This window comes from Lysinibacillus sp. NPDC092081, assembly GCF_044755845.1.
Lineage (GTDB): Bacteria > Bacillota > Bacilli > Bacillales_A > Planococcaceae > Lysinibacillus.
In genome coordinates this window covers 31,848-51,123 of the sequence record NZ_JBIVRU010000015.1, presented here as the reverse complement: position 1 = coordinate 51,123, position 19,276 = coordinate 31,848, and the positions used below count along the sequence as shown (strand labels likewise).

The 19,276-nt window shown below is 38.2% G+C and carries 31 protein-coding genes; 2 read left to right on the top strand and 29 right to left on the bottom strand.

Features of this window, described 5'->3' with window-relative positions; translation table 11 throughout:
* Positions 1-11 precede the first annotated feature (11 nt).
* From ACIQLB_RS18580 to ACIQLB_RS18520, 13 genes are read right to left on the bottom strand one after another with little or no spacing between them, the layout of a single operon-like run.
* Positions 12-1,034: a DUF3383 family protein gene (locus ACIQLB_RS18580; RefSeq protein WP_400729032.1), complete on the bottom strand. Its 1,023-nt coding sequence runs from the start codon at positions 1,032-1,034 to the stop codon at positions 12-14.
* Between the two features lie 4 nt (positions 1,035-1,038).
* Positions 1,039-1,521 carry a phage neck terminator protein gene (locus ACIQLB_RS18575; protein WP_400729029.1) on the bottom strand — a complete coding sequence of 161 codons (483 nt, stop codon included), beginning with the start codon at positions 1,519-1,521 and terminating at the stop codon, positions 1,039-1,041.
* On the bottom strand, positions 1,518-1,877 hold the full coding sequence (locus tag ACIQLB_RS18570; RefSeq protein ID WP_400729026.1) for a hypothetical protein: 360 nt from the start codon (positions 1,875-1,877) through the stop codon (positions 1,518-1,520). The genes ACIQLB_RS18575 and ACIQLB_RS18570 overlap by 4 nt, the downstream gene beginning before the upstream one ends.
* Positions 1,877-2,338, bottom strand: a complete 462-nt coding sequence (locus tag ACIQLB_RS18565) for a hypothetical protein (protein ID WP_400729023.1) — start codon at positions 2,336-2,338, stop codon at positions 1,877-1,879. Before ACIQLB_RS18565 ends, ACIQLB_RS18570 begins: the two co-directional genes overlap by 1 nt.
* A 1-nt stretch (position 2,339) precedes the next feature.
* A complete protein-coding gene (locus ACIQLB_RS18560) occupies positions 2,340-2,699 on the bottom strand; it encodes a DUF4054 domain-containing protein (protein ID WP_400729020.1) in 360 nt (119 codons plus the stop codon).
* An 11-nt stretch (positions 2,700-2,710) separates the two neighbouring features.
* A complete protein-coding gene (locus ACIQLB_RS18555) occupies positions 2,711-3,022 on the bottom strand; it encodes a hypothetical protein (protein WP_400729017.1) in 312 nt (103 codons plus the stop codon).
* 13 nt (positions 3,023-3,035) lie between these two features.
* A complete protein-coding gene (locus ACIQLB_RS18550) occupies positions 3,036-3,941 on the bottom strand; it encodes a DUF2184 domain-containing protein (RefSeq protein WP_400729014.1) in 906 nt (301 codons plus the stop codon).
* A 14-nt stretch (positions 3,942-3,955) separates the two neighbouring features.
* A complete protein-coding gene (locus ACIQLB_RS18545) occupies positions 3,956-4,402 on the bottom strand; it encodes a structural cement protein Gp24 (RefSeq protein WP_400729011.1) in 447 nt (148 codons plus the stop codon).
* 13 nt (positions 4,403-4,415) lie between these two features.
* A complete protein-coding gene (locus ACIQLB_RS18540; protein ID WP_400729008.1) occupies positions 4,416-5,495 on the bottom strand; it encodes a DUF2213 domain-containing protein in 1,080 nt (359 codons plus the stop codon).
* A gap of 15 nt (positions 5,496-5,510) precedes the next feature.
* Positions 5,511-6,296 (bottom strand): minor capsid protein, encoded by a 786-nt coding sequence (locus ACIQLB_RS18535; protein ID WP_400729005.1) that lies wholly within the window; start codon positions 6,294-6,296, stop codon positions 5,511-5,513.
* Positions 6,289-7,623 (bottom strand): anti-CBASS protein Acb1 family protein, encoded by a 1,335-nt coding sequence (locus tag ACIQLB_RS18530; protein ID WP_400729002.1) that lies wholly within the window; start codon positions 7,621-7,623, stop codon positions 6,289-6,291. Before ACIQLB_RS18530 ends, ACIQLB_RS18535 begins: the two co-directional genes overlap by 8 nt.
* Before the next feature lie 8 nt (positions 7,624-7,631).
* On the bottom strand, positions 7,632-9,095 hold the full coding sequence (gene terL / locus ACIQLB_RS18525) for a phage terminase large subunit (RefSeq protein WP_400728999.1): 1,464 nt from the start codon (positions 9,093-9,095) through the stop codon (positions 7,632-7,634).
* Positions 9,076-9,978: a terminase small subunit gene (locus tag ACIQLB_RS18520; RefSeq protein WP_400728996.1), complete on the bottom strand. Its 903-nt coding sequence runs from the start codon at positions 9,976-9,978 to the stop codon at positions 9,076-9,078. The genes terL and ACIQLB_RS18520 overlap by 20 nt, the downstream gene beginning before the upstream one ends.
* A gap of 82 nt (positions 9,979-10,060) precedes the next feature.
* Between ACIQLB_RS18520 and ACIQLB_RS18515 the strand changes: the two genes are divergently transcribed.
* The gene (locus ACIQLB_RS18515) at positions 10,061-10,237 is read left to right on the top strand and encodes a hypothetical protein (protein ID WP_400728993.1); all 177 of its coding nucleotides are present in this window, start codon (positions 10,061-10,063) and stop codon (positions 10,235-10,237) included.
* 133 nt (positions 10,238-10,370) lie between these two features.
* On the opposite strand, the gene ACIQLB_RS18510 is transcribed toward ACIQLB_RS18515, so the two are convergent.
* The 5 genes from ACIQLB_RS18510 to ACIQLB_RS18490 all read right to left on the bottom strand — a co-directional run bounded on the left by ACIQLB_RS18510 (position 10,371) and on the right by ACIQLB_RS18490 (position 13,001).
* Positions 10,371-10,535: a hypothetical protein gene (locus tag ACIQLB_RS18510; RefSeq protein WP_400728990.1), complete on the bottom strand. Its 165-nt coding sequence runs from the start codon at positions 10,533-10,535 to the stop codon at positions 10,371-10,373.
* Between the two features lie 81 nt (positions 10,536-10,616).
* Positions 10,617-11,378 carry a hypothetical protein gene (locus ACIQLB_RS18505; protein ID WP_400728987.1) on the bottom strand — a complete coding sequence of 254 codons (762 nt, stop codon included), beginning with the start codon at positions 11,376-11,378 and terminating at the stop codon, positions 10,617-10,619.
* Positions 11,379-11,535: 157 nt separating this feature from the next.
* Entirely contained in the window at positions 11,536-11,739 is a 204-nt protein-coding gene (locus ACIQLB_RS18500; RefSeq protein ID WP_400729202.1) for an Acb2/Tad1 domain-containing protein, read from the bottom strand.
* Positions 11,740-11,759: 20 nt separating this feature from the next.
* Positions 11,760-12,005: a DUF2829 domain-containing protein gene (locus ACIQLB_RS18495; RefSeq protein WP_400728984.1), complete on the bottom strand. Its 246-nt coding sequence runs from the start codon at positions 12,003-12,005 to the stop codon at positions 11,760-11,762.
* A gap of 498 nt (positions 12,006-12,503) precedes the next feature.
* Entirely contained in the window at positions 12,504-13,001 is a 498-nt protein-coding gene (locus tag ACIQLB_RS18490) for a sigma-70 family RNA polymerase sigma factor (protein ID WP_400728981.1), read from the bottom strand.
* Between the two features lie 149 nt (positions 13,002-13,150).
* Between ACIQLB_RS18490 and ACIQLB_RS18485 the strand changes: the two genes are divergently transcribed.
* A complete protein-coding gene (locus ACIQLB_RS18485) occupies positions 13,151-13,438 on the top strand; it encodes a transposase (protein ID WP_400728978.1) in 288 nt (95 codons plus the stop codon).
* A 27-nt stretch (positions 13,439-13,465) separates the two neighbouring features.
* On the opposite strand, the gene ACIQLB_RS18480 is transcribed toward ACIQLB_RS18485, so the two are convergent.
* From ACIQLB_RS18480 to ACIQLB_RS18430, 11 genes are all read right to left on the bottom strand, one after another.
* The gene (locus ACIQLB_RS18480) at positions 13,466-13,969 is read right to left on the bottom strand and encodes a hypothetical protein (protein WP_400728975.1); all 504 of its coding nucleotides are present in this window, start codon (positions 13,967-13,969) and stop codon (positions 13,466-13,468) included.
* Positions 13,970-14,364: 395 nt separating this feature from the next.
* A complete protein-coding gene (locus ACIQLB_RS18475) occupies positions 14,365-14,781 on the bottom strand; it encodes a RusA family crossover junction endodeoxyribonuclease (RefSeq protein ID WP_400728972.1) in 417 nt (138 codons plus the stop codon).
* 78 nt (positions 14,782-14,859) lie between these two features.
* The gene (locus ACIQLB_RS18470) at positions 14,860-15,351 is read right to left on the bottom strand and encodes a dUTP diphosphatase (protein ID WP_400728969.1); all 492 of its coding nucleotides are present in this window, start codon (positions 15,349-15,351) and stop codon (positions 14,860-14,862) included.
* Positions 15,352-15,551: 200 nt separating this feature from the next.
* A complete protein-coding gene (gene ssb / locus ACIQLB_RS18465; protein ID WP_400728966.1) occupies positions 15,552-16,058 on the bottom strand; it encodes a single-stranded DNA-binding protein in 507 nt (168 codons plus the stop codon).
* Entirely contained in the window at positions 16,055-16,441 is a 387-nt protein-coding gene (locus tag ACIQLB_RS18460) for a YopX family protein (RefSeq protein ID WP_400728963.1), read from the bottom strand. The genes ssb and ACIQLB_RS18460 overlap by 4 nt, the downstream gene beginning before the upstream one ends.
* Positions 16,438-16,677, bottom strand: a complete 240-nt coding sequence (locus ACIQLB_RS18455; RefSeq protein ID WP_400728960.1) for a hypothetical protein — start codon at positions 16,675-16,677, stop codon at positions 16,438-16,440. Before ACIQLB_RS18455 ends, ACIQLB_RS18460 begins: the two co-directional genes overlap by 4 nt.
* On the bottom strand, positions 16,674-16,880 hold the full coding sequence (locus tag ACIQLB_RS18450) for a hypothetical protein (RefSeq protein WP_400728957.1): 207 nt from the start codon (positions 16,878-16,880) through the stop codon (positions 16,674-16,676). The genes ACIQLB_RS18455 and ACIQLB_RS18450 overlap by 4 nt, the downstream gene beginning before the upstream one ends.
* Complete coding sequence (locus ACIQLB_RS18445) at positions 16,877-17,299, bottom strand: ead/Ea22-like family protein (RefSeq protein WP_400728954.1); 423 nt, start codon at positions 17,297-17,299, stop codon at positions 16,877-16,879. The genes ACIQLB_RS18450 and ACIQLB_RS18445 overlap by 4 nt, the downstream gene beginning before the upstream one ends.
* 133 nt (positions 17,300-17,432) lie before the next feature.
* Positions 17,433-17,681 carry a hypothetical protein gene (locus ACIQLB_RS18440; protein ID WP_400728951.1) on the bottom strand — a complete coding sequence of 83 codons (249 nt, stop codon included), beginning with the start codon at positions 17,679-17,681 and terminating at the stop codon, positions 17,433-17,435.
* 35 nt (positions 17,682-17,716) lie between these two features.
* Positions 17,717-18,523 (bottom strand): DnaA ATPase domain-containing protein, encoded by an 807-nt coding sequence (locus ACIQLB_RS18435; protein ID WP_400729199.1) that lies wholly within the window; start codon positions 18,521-18,523, stop codon positions 17,717-17,719.
* Positions 18,471-19,262 carry a DnaD domain protein gene (locus ACIQLB_RS18430; protein WP_400728949.1) on the bottom strand — a complete coding sequence of 264 codons (792 nt, stop codon included), beginning with the start codon at positions 19,260-19,262 and terminating at the stop codon, positions 18,471-18,473. Before ACIQLB_RS18430 ends, ACIQLB_RS18435 begins: the two co-directional genes overlap by 53 nt.
* Between the last annotated feature and the right edge of the window lie 14 nt (positions 19,263-19,276).

Genomic DNA, 19,276 nt, shown 5'->3' with positions numbered 1-19,276 from the left:
AATAACCCTCCTTAAACAGTTAGTACACCACGGATTTGCACTTTTTCGAATGCTCCTGAAATAGTAGCAGTCCATTGAATATCTGGAAGAATACGTTGAGCAAGTGTATTTTTAGGAATATCTTTTCTTCTTGGGAAAGTAATTGTATACATTGGATTACCTGCTTCATCGCGTGCAATAATGCCTTCTCCAGTTGTTGTGTTTTCTACTGTCGAAGCTAGAACACCCTCTACTTCAGCGACAGCCAAACCGATACCAGTATCAGTACCTGGAACTTTGTCTCTCAATGCAAGCAATCTGAATACACTTTCAGCAATACGTGCTTTAAGATAATGTGTTGCTTGAATCACATCGATGTATTCACCACTTGTTGTAACCCCTTTCGAGTTCAATAACAGACCTGCTTCATTGATGTACGTCGATGCATTTGCCTCATGAATACGATTAATCATTGTATTGTCATACTTTACTGCAGGCACACCCTGTACATTTTTAAATGTCCATGTATAAGCGCCTATTTTCTTCGGTGCACATGTTCCTATTAATCCTTCAGCTACATACGTATCTGGTTTATCATGTACAAGGATAAATGTATTATCGTACAGTCCTTTTATCGTTTCGGCCAATTCAACATTCGAAGTCGTAACTCCGTATAACTTGTCTTGTGTATTGGTCCACTCTGCAAGTGCGGTAATCTCCTCATCGCCTTGTTCAGTACAAACAACATAATAAAAATCGTTATGTGTTTTAATTAATTCATTCATCTTTGCTGTCAGTGCTGTCGCTCCATCTGCTTTTGCATCATAAGCAAATCCGTATACCGCTATTTCAGAAGGTCTTAAAGCCTGACCAAACATTCGAGACAGTAATTTATATTCTCTTGTATTTTCTTTAAAATCAGCAGCTACATCACCAATATCCGTATATTCCTTGTAATCCATTTCTTTACTAGTAGCTAATAACAAAGGTAATCCAAAGCCTTTTTCAGAAATTGGCTTTGTTTCTCTTGAAATTTGCACATCAACATAGCGCATTTAATCACCTTCCTAATTTCATTTCTACTTCTACTTTGTCGAAGTAGTCTACTTCCTTTTCATCAATGTCTAGGTATCGAATAATTACATCAAAACCCCATTTTTCATCGTAAGAATCGACTAAAAAAGTAGTTCGATTATCTATATCTGACATACTTACAATTGCAACATTGATTTCTTCTAAAAACAAAAAACCTCGATATTCAAACCACTTCCGAAGTTTTGTAGCTACTTCAAAAGCGTTATCATACGAAGTTCCGTAAATGTTAAGCGATATGGTTGAATTGCGTTCTTGTATTCGAGTTTCTACTAATGCATCAGGAAAATCAGCATATGAGACATCTTCTTGACCTACACCAAATCGATCTCCAATAACCTTATATGTCACATAAGGTAATTCCGGTAAATCACCTGGTTGATCAGCTCGAATTATCGTTATGTCCGTATCGGTAGCTAACTGATTTCGAATTAATTTTACTAAATTCATTTTTTTCGCCACCTCATGATGTAGATGTGAACGTCAGTGTAATCCGTAAAATCGGTAAAAGCTTGCACAGTGTACTTTTGCTCTTTGTATTCAACTAGAGTACCTTCAGGTATTTCAGTTGTCGTAAGCAATTTCCGTTCTTTAGTAGTGTACTTGCCATTCTCCATATAACTGAGCGCTTCACCAACACTTTTTGTTCCAGCTGTAAGTGGTAAAATAACACCGATTAATTCTTCTGGTTTAGGTATACCGTCTACCCATTCACCATCAATATAACCACCTTCACTCTGCAAATGAGCAATAAATGAGACACCTTGAGACTGGATAATGTCACCGAACAACATTTTTTCTGGCATTATCGACTCACCACCCTATAAGTAATGCGTTGACGTAATCCACCTAACTCAATTAGCGGATTACTAGAGCCTTTTTGGGCAATAGTTGAAGGTGCATTTGGAGGACTTTTGATATCAGTTATTTTCTTTTGAATATCACCAACCATTAGTGCTCCAAGACGTTCACATAATGTACGAGCATCTAATTTTGATTCTAATACAAGTGGTAATTGCTTCTTTACAAATTTAGTCCACGAATCCTGTTTTTCATCAAATGTTGATCGCATGAAAGAGCGTTCAGGAATATTGATATTCGCTTTTTTCGTTCTAATTGTCATACCGAATTCATGAACTCTAGCAATCATTACGTATTCTCCATCACCGAATATACCAACCTCAACAGCGTAGCTTTTTAATTCCTTTAAGGTTTGTTTTAATTGTGGAATCCTAGTAACATTTTTTACTTTTACGTTATTGCCCATATTACATCACCAGCAAATTGATTGTTTTTTTGGGTGTTAATTGTTCATCCAACTCATCTAAAATACGTTGATATTCTTGGCCCCACCTTGTTGCTAGAAGTCCAATATTTTTACTTGGGTCGCTGTATTGACGCTCAATAATGTCCATTTTCTCACGAATTACTGTTTGATCTTTAGAAACGCTTAAAATAGCTAAATGAGCAGCTAAATAACGTGTTAATCGCTCTTGATATAACTCAGGAGCATTTAAAGAGGACACTTCAAGTGAAGCATCCTCAATGTACATCGTTAATCGTTCATCCGAAACCGAAGTAAATTCATCACTAAGCATGCGAATACGTTCAATTGACGTTAATGGCATGTGAATCCTCCTTATTTTTCGGGATTTTTCAATTCTTCAATGCGTTTATCGATAGCATCCAGAACTGTTTTACGGTCCTCTTCAGCTTTCAAAGCTTCAAGCATGTCAATATCAAACGCATCTTCAATCATTGCGATTGCATCCTTTGCAGATGGCTTTGTTTTCTCACTGTCATAGGCAAATTCGCCTTTGTCATTGAGATGTTTCATCAGTGGATGAGTCAGAAAACTTTCAAATTCCTTCTCATCCACTTTATTTGTGCCTGGAACTAGCGTTAAATCATTTGCTGTATACGAGTAATTACCTTTGTTTTGCACTAACATTGATTAATCCCCCTTAAATTCCATCTGCGCGGCAAATTGCCATAGGATATCGAATAATCAAGCCTGTTGTACGTTCTTCAAACGGCACTTTTGTATTTGGGAATGCGTACTCTTGTGGATGACGCATAATATCTAATGGAATCCCAAGCTCTACAACGTCCGGTGAAGAATCAAGGACAACAAAGCATTCTGAATTAGCTAATCCTTTTTTAGCTAAATCGTTTACTGTTTCAATACGTTTAAACCAGTTTTGAGATTTAATGTACTCCAACACAGATTGTTGTGTGTACTCATTGAATGTTTTTTCTAACTCCTCAAATGAGTCTGGAGTTAATAACAATGTATCAGCTTCATGCCCATTCAATTTATTGATCATATTTTTTGCTTTACGAATGTCAGCAACGATTTCTTTACCTGTCTTGTCCTTCCATTTCGTAGAAGTGCCGCCCTCATTATTTGGTGTAGCATATACCTGAATTCCAACTGAATCCGTTAAGCCTTTAATTCTATGAATTTTATCACCTGAGAAGGCGATTTGATTTTCCTTTTCTGCGATTGCTTTGCGAACAGTATCAGCTTTAGTAACATCAATTGGACGACCTGACATCTGTGCCTCACGTACTCCCTGAACAGAAATATTAAATGCCGCAGCAATGGAATAAATTTTAACTGTTTCTTCCGTTAAATCCGCGTCTACCAATGGCACATCAGTTGCACCTGGAGCTAAGATTTTAGCAGCACCTGAGCGAGTCATTACGTCATAGCTGTAAGTTTTAGCTCCTGCTGGAATATCTGTTTTTAAATTAAAAATAGATCGTGCTTTTAACTCTGAAGCGTGTGGTTCGTACACACGCTTGTCAATTGCGTTTAAGTCTTGCGGGCGAATTAAAGCATCTCCGCGATATGATGGAATTGTCATGTAAAGGTTCCTCCTTAAGGTAAGTTAATTTCGATTTCTACTAATTGATCTGCTGTAGCGTTCGCTTTGAATACAGCACCATTGATAGCGATTGCGCCATCTGCAGTAAACTTTTGGGTAGCAGGGTCTACTTTAACAGCTTGACCGTTGATAACATCACTGCCAGCAACAACAAAAATACGACCACGTTTAACAATCGCTGCTGGTTCACCAACAGGATAGTTCTGGTCGTCCTTCTTTTCCACCCAGTCGTGAATATTTTGAGCTAAAGCAATACCAATAACTGCACCACCAGTTGCAATTGGTTTAATTGCTGTGCCAGTGGAATTTAATTGAACTGCTGCACCATATGGTACTGTCGCTTCTACTGCATATGTGTCTGCTGTGTAATCTTGATAGCTAGATAATTGACCAGCTTTACCTGCCGGCTGCATATAATCAGGATAATTTGTAATAGGCATGTGTATGTCCTCCTTATGAACGCATGTTTAAGCGTTTATTTTTAAGATCTTCTAACTGTTTATTGTTAGCTACATCACCTGTGTATGCACTATTAGGACCAGTGCTCGAGAAACCATTTGATTGGACCTGTTCTACAGTTGCATCAAAAAAGGCGTTGATATAGTCATCTGACTTACCATCACCTTTAAATTCTGCTTTAGCAGTCGATATAACAGCCTCTTTAATATCGCGCTCTGATTTGCCTGTATAATCAAATGAATCGCCTAAAATCGGCTGTGACGCATTAATTAAAGCTACTCGTTCTTCTACTTTCTTATCTAACTCATCAGCAGAAAGAGATTTCTCTTTTAAAGTTGCAATCTCTTGATCTTTTGCTTTTAATGTCACATCTAACGCATCGAGGCGACCTTGTAATGCATCTGCACTATCACCTTTCACCTTCGCTGTTTCTTCCTTAGCTTTTAAAGCGTCAATATGTGCTTTTACTGCTGGGTCTACCTCGTACTCTGTACCTTCAATTTTGATTTTTGCCATTTCGGTGTTTCCTCCTTCTTTTTCATCAATTTGCCATGCGTCCGAATCGGAACGTATAGCAACCTCTGGACCTGCACGACCTTTTTCTACAATCGCGATATGATTAATTTCAACATTTCGCTGAACATATTCGTACTGATCGCCGTTGTATGTTCCACTTTCTGCAACAACATCCGATAAGAAACCAATGCTGATTTCGTTGTACCCATCATGTATTTTTTCAATGAGTGCCTTATCTGTCACTGTCAATGAGATATAAAGCTTAAAGTCTTCCACACGTGAATCTGTGTGGCTCATCCCTTTTGCGTAAGATTGATAATTATCAATAGTTACAGGTTCATTAGGATGACCATCTGTAACAGGCTTAGATCGCGCTGAATAGATGGTACGGTCACTAAAGATTTCATCAGGTAACTTCGCCTCCATTTGTACTGTGCCATCTTTGCGCGCATACGGAAAAACACCAGGGCGAGTAATCGGTACATTGACCGTTAAATACCCTTCTGGTGTTTCCATGTAATCTTTAATATAAGATGTGTCGTAGCGTTGTAGTTTCAATGTTTCACCTCCTTCCTAATCTTCATCATCATCAAAGACTGGTATAGCGACACATCTACAACGATAATCCTCGCCAGGTAATACCACTCGACCATTTACAGTAGGTGGGTCATCATAAGAAAATGGTTTATCGCTAAGGTCCTTATGCGAATCTCTAACTCTCTCATCCTGAGATGTAAGCCATTTAAACTTATCTATGCCGATTTGTTGGTGTCTTTCAGCAGTCATTTGACCCAAAATAGAACCTGCTTGGTCAACAGCTATGAATTGAGCTCTACTTTTCGAAATGCCTACTTCATTCATAAGTTGTTCACGCATCGATTTAATAGATGCACCACTTTTCACACCGTCATTAACAACATTCTCAATGCGATTAAAATAGTCCTCGTGTATTGTTTTGATATAGTCTACATTGTCTGAAATTTTCTTGTGCATGAAATCTTTTAACCATGGTTCTGTAGCTACTAGATCAATTCCCTTAACCCTCATCTGTTGCTCAAAGTTATGACGATTAAAACGATTGATACTATTTACGAAAGACGATGCAGCACGTTCACTTTGAGTAGTTGTGAAAATTTTACTCGCTTTATTTTTCAAAGAATGAAACATTTTCTTTAAGCCATCTAATATGCCATCTTCAGTATAATAAGCATCTTGCCTTGTTGTTAGTTGAGGCACAACGTGCTTATCGAATAGCTTTAATGTTTCGGCACCAAGTGCTGTAATCATCTTTTCTATAGCTCGACTGTAAGTAACTGTTGCGGCATCTGGAAAACGAGTGATTGGTACTTTTTTAACCATTGCGCTCACTGTATCCTTTGTACACGCTATCAGCTAGGCTCTTGAGGTCTGCTTCATCTCCACTAAATTTAAGAGTATCTGATAAACCAAACTGACCGAAGCGTGCCTCACGGATTTCATCAGATGTAACGATATTGTTGAGTAAGTAAATCTGATCCGTCTCTGCTACAATCTTTCTTATTTCAGCATCTGTTTTAGCATCCACATTCCAAAGAGGGTTGAATTGTATCTCCCATTCCAATGATTCAGGGTCAATACGTCCTCCAAGCTCTTTTTCAGCCATCAACAACATACGAATTAGCTTTTCTAAGTGAGGCTTCATTTCACTCTCTTGATCTGCAACAATACGAGTATAATAGTTCATCACATCATACTGCGCTCCTGCTATAGTACCCGACTCTTGACCTTTGATTACTGTTTTCGGCATTCGTGAAGCACTAGCTAACAAATCCCACACATAGTCTAGTAGATAATTAATGCCGCCGACGGATGTTGTTTCCTTTTTCAACTCTTCATCTGCAGCAATCATAGCTAGTGCCTCAGTTCGGAACATAAAATCCATAATCATTGACAGTTCTTTTTTGTCCTGCGAACTCATTTCTTCAATATCTTTCGATTTATACACTTTAAAAGTGAAGTCGTGAAGAATCTGACCAACAGACCAAACAGACGTATCAAAAACCGTCAGAATGTCGTATAACGGTTCTAAAAGCGAGCGCCCTTGCGCTTCTCCTTCGAATCGCCTTGTCTGGCTGTGGAGTAATCTAGAGATGTGTACAGATGATTCCGTTGTTTGTGTCTGCAAACCGTGACTAGATGCTCGATTAATACATAATTGCTCCAACTGTCCATATTTAACATCGAATACGTCCTCGTTAATCAGGAAGTCATTTACTTTCATGGAACTGAAAGCGTGCAAATAATCAACCGAATACAATTTATCCATTTCTAACTTTTTATCTAACTCGAATTTTGGGAATTGTGTCACTCCTAAACTAATAAAACCATCTCCACGGAGACGGTCATAAGTAAACATTTCTTTAAATGCTTTCTTTGCATTAAGATCAGCAAGCTTACTCATAATATTTCGGGCCAATTGCTCATCTTCCATCTTTAAAGTAAACCAGTTACGCGTCATATCCTCTGCAGGTATATCGATGATATTCTGAACAATGCGGCTATCACCATATAAGTTCGTTATTTCATCATGCGATAACTTCCGACCAACACCAGCGACCTGTCTGGTCAGTTTATCTTTTTTATTTGCCTTGCCGTTACCTTGCATAAAGTCATTTCGCATTTCCTTTACTCTATCTAGCAATTTCATTTCCTCACCTACTTTCCTAATAAGTTTTTATAGCGATCTAATGGATTAGAATTGCTTGTATATAGCTGATTCAATGCTTGTGTTGTCATATCCACCAAGTCGTCATGTGCTGCGTTAGGGAATGATACGAGCTCCTCTATTAGGTCCTCAACCCAAGGACACATGTTAGGATGAGGTAAATATACATTTCCAGCCTCAAACAAAGGAGACACCGCATTAGCACGTGCCTCCTTTCCTCCATCTGGATCGACTGGAACAATACCGCTAATCTCATCTTTTAACATTTCGATGATAGCTGTACCGTTTGCCTTATCCTCAATATATTTACTTCTAGCTTTCGGCCACTTGTCGGACATAGCGCGAATCGCTTTCATAGTATCCGCAAAGCCCATTCTTCTATGGTCAATATCGAACAAGAAATACTGTGCTTTTTTACGGCCCCACACGCCACCAGCAACAAAGTCGCTAGTATCGGTACCTTTAAAAGTACAATCCCATGATTGAGCCATTTTATCAAAATGAATCGGCAATACTACTACATCTTCACTTAAGCCCCATTCACGATGTTGCTCTTTAGTGCGGACATAATAACGAATCCATTCACGCTTAAAGATTGAACCGCCTGCCGGAGAAGGTCTTTGTTGGTATAATGCGTTCCATGTACGGCTTCCGACTTCAGATTTTTTATCTTCTGCCCACTTTTCGTTAAACCCCAGCTCTCGACATAACGGCTCTCCTGGTGCACGTCCTAATAAATCATCTTCATCCTCTGCAATAGCAGGCAATCGTAACCTAACCCAATCACGCGGACTACGTGCAAGTAAGCGACCAATTAAATCATCTTCGTGCCAACGGGTCATAATCACAATAACTGATGCACCATCATGTAAACGAGTAGAAAGAGTAGCCTCCCATTCATCCCATATGTTATCTCGGATAGTTTGTGAGCTTGCTTCTTTCATGTTTTTAATAGGGTCATCGATAATCATTAAATCGGCACCTTGACCTGTAATAGAACCGCCAATACCCGTAGCAATCATGCCACCTTGTTTACCTTCAACGCCCCAGTCTTTAACTGCTGCATTCGCTTCTGATAAATGAACGTCAAATAATTCGTGAGCATATTCATTAAACTTATTACGGTTCAATCTACCGAACTTTTTCGCTAACCCATCAGAATAAGCTGCCGCAATTACTCGTTTATCAGGATTTTTCATTAAATAGTAACTAGGGAAGGATTCGGTTACTGTCATTGATTTACCGTGACGAGGAGGCATTTCTATTAACATCGAAAGTTGCTCACCGTTTGCAATACGTTGTAGTACTTCACAAATTAGCTCCGTATGCCTGTAGTGCTCGTAATGACCATTATGAACAAACTCTACATAATCACGATAAAACTGACGAGCGAGTTCTTTGCTTGCTTCATAGGCTAGCGCATCCAATTGCTCATCACTTATTTCTTGCAGCAAGTGCCCTCAACTCCTCTGTGGTTAAACTACTTAAATCCACTGTACTAACAGTTGCATTGCCATTACCTTTTGTTTCAGAACGAGTCTTCACTATATCAACTTTGATTTTTTCTTCTTTTAATTTCTTCAACTCATTTTCACTAAGCAAGTCAGTATACTTAGCCAAGAAAGCCATCGCGGTCATTTTATCAGCGAGCTTAACTTTAAACATTCCGTCTTTACCTTTAGATAATTCAGTAATAAGTGTTCCATCAATCTCTTCTGAATGGTGCATCGAGAATTTTGTGTACGTGTATGGTACTACTTCTGTTTTCTCGGACTTCTTTGAGCCATCAGGATTATATTCAACTGATGTTTCTGTCGCTTCTGACTCGACTTGAGTAAAGTCAATAAAGTCTGTAATGTCAGCAAAAGCTATGTCGATGTACTTTTGAAGAACAGCTCTGGCATCAATCAAAATGCCGTTAGCTATATCTTCTTTCATACGATTGATTTCGGTTTTAATGCTATCATTTGCTATCAGTCTTGCACCATTTGCTCTACCTTGATTGTAAGGAACTTCATAGGCTTTTTGATAAGCTTTTGTAGCATTCCAATACTTAGTGTAATACAAACAAAAAAGCCATTGCTTATCAGTTAAATCACCATTTTCGTTAGTGGTAATCTCTTCTGATTCAACGGCTCTTTTCATTAGAGTTGCATCCTCTTTTACGGTTGCAACCTTTTGTATTTTGGTTGCATCCTTTTCAGTTGCATCCCTCGACCATTTCTCACGGCTCTTACGACTCTTCAATGTACCAAGTTTTATATCATGCTTTTCAGCAAGTGCTTTAAGCGTTATATCAGTTGTCTCATACTCATTTTTAATTTGTATCCATTTCATTTTACATTAAGCACCTACCTCCAATATAATTAAAATAGTAAATATTAACATTACTAATATACTTTTCAGGAGCGTGATTTCTATGCAACACGATAAAGCACATGAATTAAGCGAAAAATGGGGTGATAAGCCTTGTGATCACCCTCGTTTACAAAAAGAATACATGCTTGGCGCTCATACAGGTGACTATATCTGTACAACATGTGGTAGAACAGGATGGGGTAGAGATTGGCCTGAAAAAGAAAAGAAATCAGTATAACTTTTAACCACCTTTTTGGTGGTTTTTTTTGCTCTCAAAAGTAAGTACCGTTGTCCAGCAGTCAAAGTGGGGGAGACTGCTCGATACTCACTTTTCAGAACAAAATAAAAAGCCACTCGTTTGAGCGACCTTATCATTTTAACCATTTTATTTTTCTTAGATTTTTTTCTAACCAATTCACTATTTCATATATTTTAAATGCTTTAATTAGTTCGGTTTTTAAGTTATTCCACGCTTCTTGAGCTAATTTTCGTTGCTCTTCGCGTTTCTTGATTAATTCATCGAATTCACGTTCCAACACCATCACCTCCATTATTTGTTTGTTTTATAATCACCCCATTATGCTATTTGCTTAGTGAAATAAAAAAAGACACCTAAATCAGATGTCTAAATTCCGTCTGTTAAGTGCTATTCTAAGCTCGCCGTTAAAAAAATCTGTTATTTTAAATTTAGTAGCGATATCAGAAATATCGCCTATATCTAATACATATGGAGTTTCAGAATAAACGTTATCTAGTAATATTCGATACTCGTTTTGACATTTGAAGAAATCGTCTTTTATAAAACAAACATTAGGGCTTTCTAAATCCCGATACTTTTTAATGCGGCTTTCATAATTTTTACTAAAATCAAGATACTCAACTTTATTCATTTTGCATTTAATGTTTAAATCTTCACATTTCCTTTTTACCCTTAATGCAAATTCGTATGCATTGAGAACATACATGTTATCCCCAAAATCCTTTATAAGTTTTTCGAGTTCGCTTTTTTCAAGATGCGCAATAGTATAAACATAATCCTCATCTTCAGAAACAACCTTTAGGACATCCTTGTCCACTGCAAACATACAGAAAACAGGTGTGTTTACTCTCTCAATTGAATGAAAATTTAGTTTTGCTATTTTCCCATCAGCAAGGACTTCATTTGTATCAGGGTTTATTAATGACGCACTCACTTCTGAATATACAGCAGATGCTTCGTATGCGTCACCTACGCCGCGGATACCACTTTCTTTTTCGAGATCAATGAAGTACTTTAATGTATTCATATAAAGTTTCCCATCAACAAATGAATCTTCGAATTCTGGTTTTATAAACTTTAGTAAAAAAATAGACTTACCTTTTGGTAATTCAATAGCCATATATCTCACCTCCAACCCAATCATAAACCAGAAGGTGAAATATATGTAACAACTTTTTGCTCTCAAAACCACACCAAACTCTGCCCTCTCAACTCGTAGTGTTTTGGCTGTTTGATGCAGTTTTCAAAGCAAAAGAAAAAGCCTTCGAAGAAGGCTCTTAATTACGTGCAATTGAAGCATTAGCCCACATTACAGCAGTTTCTAAATTAGTCATAGCAACTGACTTCTCACGGCTGTTTGGACATAATTCGTCAATCATGTGTGCTAGCTCTTTCGCCTTTTCGCGAATAGCCTCATACTTTTCTGGTTGCCCATCTTTTGGAGCATGATACTTAAAGTTATTCTCGATCTGTGGGTTAATGTAATCTCCTGGCTTTAGCATTATTCAACAACCTCCCAGTCCTCTGATAACATATCTGTTTGTGAAGCTAACCAAGGAACACGACTTTTCGGAGCATTCTCATTGTCCGTTTGAAGTCCTGTCGTATCAATGTAGATGTAATGATGCGTCATTTTAGAATGTGTATCAGGCACTTGCAACTCCACGAAAATACCTTTGCCATTCCAACCTTTTCGAGCTACTTTCTCGCCCGATTTTAAAGCTTCAATTGCTTGACCAAAATTCATCTTAATTCCTCCATTAAGCATAATAAAAAGCCTTACCGTGCTAGGTGTAAGGCTCGTCTACTGCGGTATAATATTTAATTGTCGAGTTAGCTCACTTTCGACATCGTGGTAGAGCTGCACCACGTTATTATTGTAAAGCGAATTGTGTTAGTGCATTTCCGTGCACTTGTTGCTCAGTAAGTTTGTTTTAGTAAGTTTGACTGAATTATGGAAAGTGGACGAAGTTCACATAATAACCACTCCTTCAGTTTTATTTGCTTTTTTCCCTATATCTCTTAAAAAAATATAGGCCGGCTGTGTTTGTCTTGCCTCGAACAAGTTTATGAGGCGCAGGTCGGTCGTCGGTCTGTCTTTCCCTAATATTTAGGATTTTATAAATACCAAGGAAAGAAACATTTACCTGTCCGACCTCCCCTCCATTTTACACTTCGTATTTTATTGGAAACAAATATGCATGATTTTGTCTCATTTGTCTCATCTGTCGCATTTGTCTTGGAATTAATCTAAATCTCCATATAACAAAAACGTTTCCATCTGTTCATTTTCCAATAGCTGTTGAATGATATCTTTCTTCTGTCTTTGTACATTGTCCTTAGAGATCATAAGGTGTAAAGCTATCTCTCTGTAAGACATTCCCTCCAGTAAACAATCATAAATAACTTTTTGAGTTTCGTTTTGAAGCGTATCACCTAGTGTTTCTAGTAGATAAACCTCTGTCTCGTAACGTCTTAATCGGTTATTGCGTTTTTCCTCAAGTGATTCAATGCGTTTAATCTCTGCCATACTTTTGCCCTTAGAACCTCTTGGCATTGCTGCCTCAACTCCATATTGTGCTACACCCCAATTCTGAATAGGTAAGCTTTGTCCGTATAAAAGTTTTTGAAGCCTTTGGACCTCGTTACGCATCCATTTGAAGTCCTTAATCATTTGAGTGATGATGTTGAACATATCACCCTGTTCTTCCATTTTTCTTGCTGTAGATTGGTTAGTTAACATAGTTTTGCCCTCCTATGTGGTATAATGCTATTACTGACTAAACCACAAAAGGGTAACCAATTCTGAGCTGTAGCGTCTGAACACGCTGCGGCTTTTCTGTTTATCTACAAATCCTCAAGGGTATAATGTGTAAAAAAAGGAGTGATATTTTGAAAATCTTATTAGTTTCCTCCAGCATAGTTGTGCCTGTGGTTATGCTTTATCTACAACATAAAAACGATAAATTCAAGATGATTTTTAATATAGCTGCTGTTATATCAACAATAATTTTCGGTAGTATTGCGTCCACAAAAATTTACCAAATCATTGTCGATGATGCTGTGTTTATGACTACAATTCATGCCATCTTTTTAAATCCCGTTTTCTTGGTGACTGGTGCTTACCTTGGGGTATTCATCATTTTCAGATTAATGATTCTGACATTGGAAGATAGATAACATTTTCCTCATATTGTGCAGTAGTCACTATTTATCTAAATCAGTTTCTTCCCACTTACACCATGCTTCAAAACCCTTTTCTGTTGGATCATCTTCTCTATCCTTATCTTCAACAATGTAAGCTACCTTTTTAACCTCTAAAATATATACATGTTCATCTCCAGACAAGCTCTCTTCCATGATTGACTCCTTAGCAGCCTCATAATCCTTCAATGCCTCTTTATAAGTATCATGTAAGTTAAATTCGTTATAAGTTGAATCATATACAGCAAACTTGTCTGGTCTAAGAACTAACTTGCTGTACTCTAATTCATTAGCATAGCCCTCACTAAATGCTAAGGCTAAAATACAGAATGTTTCTTCGTCACCATACTTATTAATTGCTTCACTTGGTACACCTACTGCATTTAACTTTTCGTGATTAACTGCATTATTTTCAACAAGAATATAAGCATCTTCTCCACCATTTTGTTCGATTACCTCTAAACCGTTTAGGACATTTAAGATTGCTTGTTTATCAATTGTTTTCATACTTGTTACCTCCAATTGTTTATTTGTATTTGTTGAACAATTTCTTTCTATTAACCTTTACGAAAGTTTTCAGAAAAGTTACACTATTGATATCCTTAATAATATTTATTTTTTCCTCGAGAAGGTCTTGCTAGGACTCCCTTTCTCGAGGATTTTTAATTTTCAACTAACCTGTTTCCCTAGCAATCCACCAGCTCGCGGCCTAATCTTTCCTGTCATTTCTAAATCCATTGCAATCAACGCCACACTCACCTTACTTGTATTAAGCCTTTGAGCTATCTTGTTGATTGAATGCCCTTAATTCCACATGGCTATAAAGTTTCCAATCTGTTGTACTGTAAAATCAAACTTAACCGTTTCATGAACTTCACCTGTAAAAAGGATGTACCTACTATCTACTTTTCTACCCATTCAATCGTCACCTCGGCTCTAGGATTATCTGAATACCACTTACGAGCAACTAACTCCGTTACTTGGCTATCGTCATGCCATATAACCTTGCTCAAACCGTCTTTAATGCCCTTTGCTAGATTGTCGATGTCTGGTTTGGTTGTTGGTCTTAAAACGCCATCAACGGCTTGCTGATGCTTCTTTTTACTGTTGCTGATAGCTTTTGGCATCTTACGGTACACATCAATGCTCAATCTTATTTCCTCGGTAATAAGCGTATCTGGCGCAACCTGTGAGGCTACCAACCTCACGAATGATTTATAGTCCTTAGATTCTTTTGGATCAAATGTGCCGTTTCGTGTCACTCGTGGTCGTTGCTGTGCCTGTACATCACCTGGTATTTCAATTTTGAGTACGTTCATGTTTGCCCTCCTGTTAGCGCTCTTAGAAGTCTGCTGATAAAACAACCAAATGCCGTTCTACCAGCAGCGTGTATTTAGTTAATAATTATTGTTTTGGCGATTATGATTCACTTGCATCTTCTTGTAATAAGCGTTAACTAATTGGTCTACTGTATAAAAATCTTCAGCAAGCATTAATGGCAGCATAACTAAGTAATATTCGTCGAATTCTTTATTTGCCAAATCACTACTTAGCTCAGATATGATAAACAAGACATTATCTGTATTGATATATTTGTTTGGTTTTTGATAATCATTCTGCAGATTAACCAAGTTGTCAGTAGTAACACCTTCTTGCAATCCAATACTTAACCCAAAAGCCAATAAATCCGCTAATTCATCAAGTTGCTTTTCTTGCGACTTCCCTTTGTTTTGTTTCCAATCTTTGAAAAATTCACGCGTATTGATCCACTCGATAAATTCCACTAAGTACGCTACCCTGGTACTCTTTTCATTTTCAAGTACCACTCTGCTATCAAATTCTTTTTGAGTGTTTAATAGTTTTTCAAAAGTTTTAACTGCTATATTCATAAACTCACCTGTTCCCTTTCTGTATCGAATTGCATTAATATTTGATATGGTCTTGAGTGATAAGGAAAATGATTAACTCTACTTGCTACTTCTCAACCTCTCTCCATATCATCAGCAATCATTCGATCTAATTCTTGTGATGTTCTAGCCTTGGTGATTTTCTTTAGTTGCGCCATATTTATCACCTCGAATATTTTTATTTAGAAAGGCAAATCATCCTGACTTACCTCAATCGGTCCCTTACTATTAGCAAACGGATCTTCATCTGCTCTTGTATAATTCGGCTGATTATTACCGTAATTCTGACCCTGTGGAGCGCCTGTATTTGCTCCGTGATAATTTGTACTAGATTCGTAGTTTGAAGTGCCCTGTGAGCCTCCTGTGCTGTTTCTCGGCTCTAAAAACTGAATGCTATCGGCAACAATGTCTGTAGTGTATACACGTTTGCCATCCTGCCCCTCATAGCTGCCTGTTTGGATTCGCCCTTCCAAACCTATTAGGCTAGCTTTCTTCATGAAGTTGGCTAGATTCTCAGCTTGCTTCCGCCATGCTTGACAGCTAATGTAGTCTGCCTCACGATCACCCTGTTGGTTTTGAAATGTTCGATTAACTGCAACCGTGAACCGACATGATGCAACGCCATTTGGTGTATAGCGCAATTCAGGATCTTTTGTAAGTCGGCCAACTAATACGACTCGGTTAATCATGCTGTTTCCTCCAACAATTCAGGGTTTTCGTAGATGTTGCCGATGACTTCATATTCTTCAGCTAACTCTAAGTTTTCAGCAATTCCATGAGAAATGCCTCGTTTTCCTTTACCTACACAATGCATAACTCCACAAAAACCATATTCAATGTACTCAACTACTAGGTGATAATTGTATTCACCCTCATCTTGGTAAGGATAACTATCAGCAGTTAATATATCCCCCTCATAAATCTCCTTGCAGTTCTTGTCCTTTAAGCCTGTGTATTGCATCAGTACGCGTTCATCTGTCTCACTAACAACATCATTAGTCACGAAACCGAAATTAGTTAACATTTCACATTCGTTTTTCAACCAACTACGAAACTTAATCTCTCTACTCATGCCGTTGCCTCCCTCTTATCCCACTTCTCAGTGATTCTATAGCCTGCTTTTTTCAGCTCTTTGAAATCCGGATGCATCAGCGGAACCATGGTCCAGATTTTTTGACCGCCATCACATTTGTACATAGTCACATAAACGTTGTACTGGTTGTATTCTGAAGGTTTTTTAGTTTTTACCATTGGTGCCTGATTACGAGCACCAGGAATATCTATTGGAATGCCGTTACGTTTTCTCACGCAATCAACTCCTCTTTCTGAGCCGTGTAATAAACCCTTGGCTCATATTTGTGGTAGAAATCGCTTGGCTCTTTATGACGATCAAGCATTCTTTCGATGTCCTCGTCATCGTTGCAAATTGTTCGATACTTGGCCTCATCACCATCGCGCCAGATGATAACTGCGTATGGAGTAACACCGTAGCCTAAAAATGTTGGAATCATTTAGATTCACCGCCTAATGCCTGACGTGCTTTTTCACCCGCATCTTGCATTACAAGTGATTCTGCATGCATATCAGCTCTGAAATGATTATTTTCACTTGCATAAAACTCAAGAGCTTTCTTAAAACTGTTAATTTTGTCGGTTGCTTTAAACGTTGCTTTTTCCATAATTTCATAACACTTTTCTGTTTGCGCTAGTCTTTTTTGCAACCTCTCAACCTCTGCAACAAGCGCTGGCACATCTTTATGAGCATTGGCTATAAATTCAGCATCGTTAACATCATAGGTATGTGCTACGAACTCTTCCTCATTTCCTACCGAATAATGTGTTCTAACGTGACCGGTGTCCATGCTTCTCCATTCTCCAGGTGTAGCATTCCCCACACGTTCTTTAATGGCATTCAACTGTTTTTGATCCATCACTCATTCACTCCCCAATAATTTGTTAAAAGCCTCACGGTCCCTAATAGCCAAAGCCTTGTCGATGGCATTAGCGATGTTAAATGCTTCAATTTCAATCATGAGGCCGTCCATTTCTATTTCACGATTAATTTCAATTGCTTTTGCTACCACTGAGAAAAAGTCTGAAAATGAACCAAAGCTGTTCATTTATTGCACCTACCTTTGCCTCTTTATGGATTTCATTCAGTGCAAAATAACACTCCTGTCCAGCTGTTTTAGCTATATCCAATGCTTCATGAGGCGTGTAGCCTTCTTCTTCAACCAAGGCTGTTAATCCAGTAACAATGAACATCATGCCTTTGCTTGAATGTAGCTTATTGTGAAAATCATTGCGGTTCATCCCTTCGCCCTCCAATCAAGGGGCTTTGCGCCCCTCTATCTATTTTCAAATACCTTGCGTAATCGATAATTCACCTTCATATCCTTCGGAATAGTTACCGTGAAATCTTGAGCCATTTCAAACAACCGACTCGTTAACGCCTCATCGATGTATAGCATGTCATCTAATGATAATTCGCTGGATATAAGCAACGGCTTGTTGTTAAGGTAGCGATAGTTAACCACTTCAAAGATGGATTCAGCCTGCCAAGCTTTTACATCAACCTTTCCTCCAATCGGCTTGAATAGGTCATCGATAAACAGAACATCAACTTCCTTCATACGGTCCATAATTTCGTTTTTACGTTCAAAGTTGTTAGCAGCAAGATTGTTCATCCCATCCTTGTAAAGGAAATAGAGAACAGGCACTTGCTTTGTATGAATCAGGTAGTTTGAGATAGCCGTTAACAAATGTGTTTTGCCGCAACCAGGTTGTCCAATTAACATGATGCTGTTCTGTCTAAAACCTTTAATCTGCTCAAATGCTGCATAATATTGATTCGCCTTACTTTTCATTTCAGCGATCTTTGGATGTACACCATCAGTCGAGAAGTTTTTAAAACTCATTTTCTGGAATTCTTCTGTAATTGCACTAGATTTAATGAGTCTATTAATCTTGAGCATTTTGCTACACTCACACTCGACGTAATAGTCTTGTTCAACTTCAACCCCTCGGATAAAGTAACCGTTCTTTTTGCGGACTAAGTAACTGCCAGCATCTTTGCATCTAGGACAGTTGTAATCAGGTTCCTCAGCTACTGTAGTCTCCGAACACAACTGGCTTCTCGCTCGAAGTTCCTCCATTACTGCTGCCATTCGGTCGCCCATTCTTTCCATCAATCTTCACCTGCCAATCTGCGTATGATTTAACTCCTTTTTCAGTGGACCAATTATGAAGAATACCTCTTACATACTCGACACTTGATTTACCTAAGTCTGCAGTAAGTTTGATGGCTTCGATAATGAGTAAGTAGTCAGGATACAGTTCTAGGAGCATGTCCATTTTTCGATGATCCGTAAAGTTACTGATTCGAATTGTTGAATCATAGCAATTTTTAATTTCCAAGAACGGATTGACCGACCGACTCTCTTCTCTCTCTGTCAGTACTTGGTTATTATCAGTATTTGGTTTATTCAATACTTGGTTATTATCAGTACTTAGTAGTGTTCGATTTTCTACTTCTTGAAAACCTACTTCTTGGTTTTCTACTTCTTGCTTTTCTACTTCTTGAAAATCGGTAAGTAGAGAATTTATAGGTACTTCATGAACGATCGTTTCCCATTCTTTAATTCTTTGCCCTTCACGAATAGGTTTCCGTTCGATGTATCCGCATGTCTTTAGCTCATTGAAACCAGCTCTGAATGATGCCTTGCCATCTGTTGAGTGAGTCATTAATTCGTCCATATAAAACACCCAATCATCTGGCATTGAAAGCATGTATGCCATTATGCCTTTAGCTTTCCAAGATAGCCGGTTGTCGTTCAATGCCGTTCGATTCATCACTACATAGTTGCTGTTCTTAGCCACTCGGATGATACCCATTTGCCCTCACCTCT

Bases quoted from the DNA above. Each gene is read 5' to 3' on its own strand.
- ACIQLB_RS18440 (WP_400728951.1), bottom strand. From the start codon at position 17,681: ATGAACCGCAATGATTTTCACAATAAGCTACATTCAAGCAAAGGCATG.
- ssb (WP_400728966.1), bottom strand. From the start codon at position 16,058: ATGATTAACCGAGTCGTATTAGTTGGCCGACTTACAAAAGATCCTGAA.
- ACIQLB_RS18450 (WP_400728957.1), bottom strand. From the start codon at position 16,880: ATGATTCCAACATTTTTAGGCTACGGTGTTACTCCATACGCAGTTATC.
- ACIQLB_RS18430 (WP_400728949.1), bottom strand. From the start codon at position 19,262: ATGGGTATCATCCGAGTGGCTAAGAACAGCAACTATGTAGTGATGAAT.
- ACIQLB_RS18460 (WP_400728963.1), bottom strand. From the start codon at position 16,441: ATGAGTAGAGAGATTAAGTTTCGTAGTTGGTTGAAAAACGAATGTGAA.
- ACIQLB_RS18555 (WP_400729017.1), bottom strand. From the start codon at position 3,022: ATGTTAGTGCAAAACAAAGGTAATTACTCGTATACAGCAAATGATTTA.
- ACIQLB_RS18505 (WP_400728987.1), bottom strand. From the start codon at position 11,378: ATGGCTATTGAATTACCAAAAGGTAAGTCTATTTTTTTACTAAAGTTT.
- ACIQLB_RS18445 (WP_400728954.1), bottom strand. From the start codon at position 17,299: ATGGATCAAAAACAGTTGAATGCCATTAAAGAACGTGTGGGGAATGCT.
- ACIQLB_RS18565 (WP_400729023.1), bottom strand. From the start codon at position 2,338: ATGGGCAATAACGTAAAAGTAAAAAATGTTACTAGGATTCCACAATTA.
- ACIQLB_RS18570 (WP_400729026.1), bottom strand. From the start codon at position 1,877: ATGCCAGAAAAAATGTTGTTCGGTGACATTATCCAGTCTCAAGGTGTC.
- ACIQLB_RS18515 (WP_400728993.1), top strand. From the start codon at position 10,061: ATGCAACACGATAAAGCACATGAATTAAGCGAAAAATGGGGTGATAAG.
- ACIQLB_RS18550 (WP_400729014.1), bottom strand. From the start codon at position 3,941: ATGACAATTCCATCATATCGCGGAGATGCTTTAATTCGCCCGCAAGAC.
- ACIQLB_RS18495 (WP_400728984.1), bottom strand. From the start codon at position 12,005: ATGAATTTTGGTCAAGCAATTGAAGCTTTAAAATCGGGCGAGAAAGTA.
- ACIQLB_RS18520 (WP_400728996.1), bottom strand. From the start codon at position 9,978: ATGAAATGGATACAAATTAAAAATGAGTATGAGACAACTGATATAACG.
- ACIQLB_RS18580 (WP_400729032.1), bottom strand. From the start codon at position 1,034: ATGCGCTATGTTGATGTGCAAATTTCAAGAGAAACAAAGCCAATTTCT.
- ACIQLB_RS18560 (WP_400729020.1), bottom strand. From the start codon at position 2,699: ATGCCATTAACGTCAATTGAACGTATTCGCATGCTTAGTGATGAATTT.
- ACIQLB_RS18475 (WP_400728972.1), bottom strand. From the start codon at position 14,781: ATGAACGTACTCAAAATTGAAATACCAGGTGATGTACAGGCACAGCAA.
- ACIQLB_RS18490 (WP_400728981.1), bottom strand. From the start codon at position 13,001: ATGTTAACTAACCAATCTACAGCAAGAAAAATGGAAGAACAGGGTGAT.
- ACIQLB_RS18470 (WP_400728969.1), bottom strand. From the start codon at position 15,351: ATGAATATAGCAGTTAAAACTTTTGAAAAACTATTAAACACTCAAAAA.
- ACIQLB_RS18480 (WP_400728975.1), bottom strand. From the start codon at position 13,969: ATGAAAACAATTGATAAACAAGCAATCTTAAATGTCCTAAACGGTTTA.
- ACIQLB_RS18530 (WP_400729002.1), bottom strand. From the start codon at position 7,623: ATGAAATTGCTAGATAGAGTAAAGGAAATGCGAAATGACTTTATGCAA.
- ACIQLB_RS18545 (WP_400729011.1), bottom strand. From the start codon at position 4,402: ATGCCTATTACAAATTATCCTGATTATATGCAGCCGGCAGGTAAAGCT.
- ACIQLB_RS18575 (WP_400729029.1), bottom strand. From the start codon at position 1,521: ATGAATTTAGTAAAATTAATTCGAAATCAGTTAGCTACCGATACGGAC.
- ACIQLB_RS18535 (WP_400729005.1), bottom strand. From the start codon at position 6,296: ATGGTTAAAAAAGTACCAATCACTCGTTTTCCAGATGCCGCAACAGTT.
- ACIQLB_RS18435 (WP_400729199.1), bottom strand. From the start codon at position 18,523: ATGGAGGAACTTCGAGCGAGAAGCCAGTTGTGTTCGGAGACTACAGTA.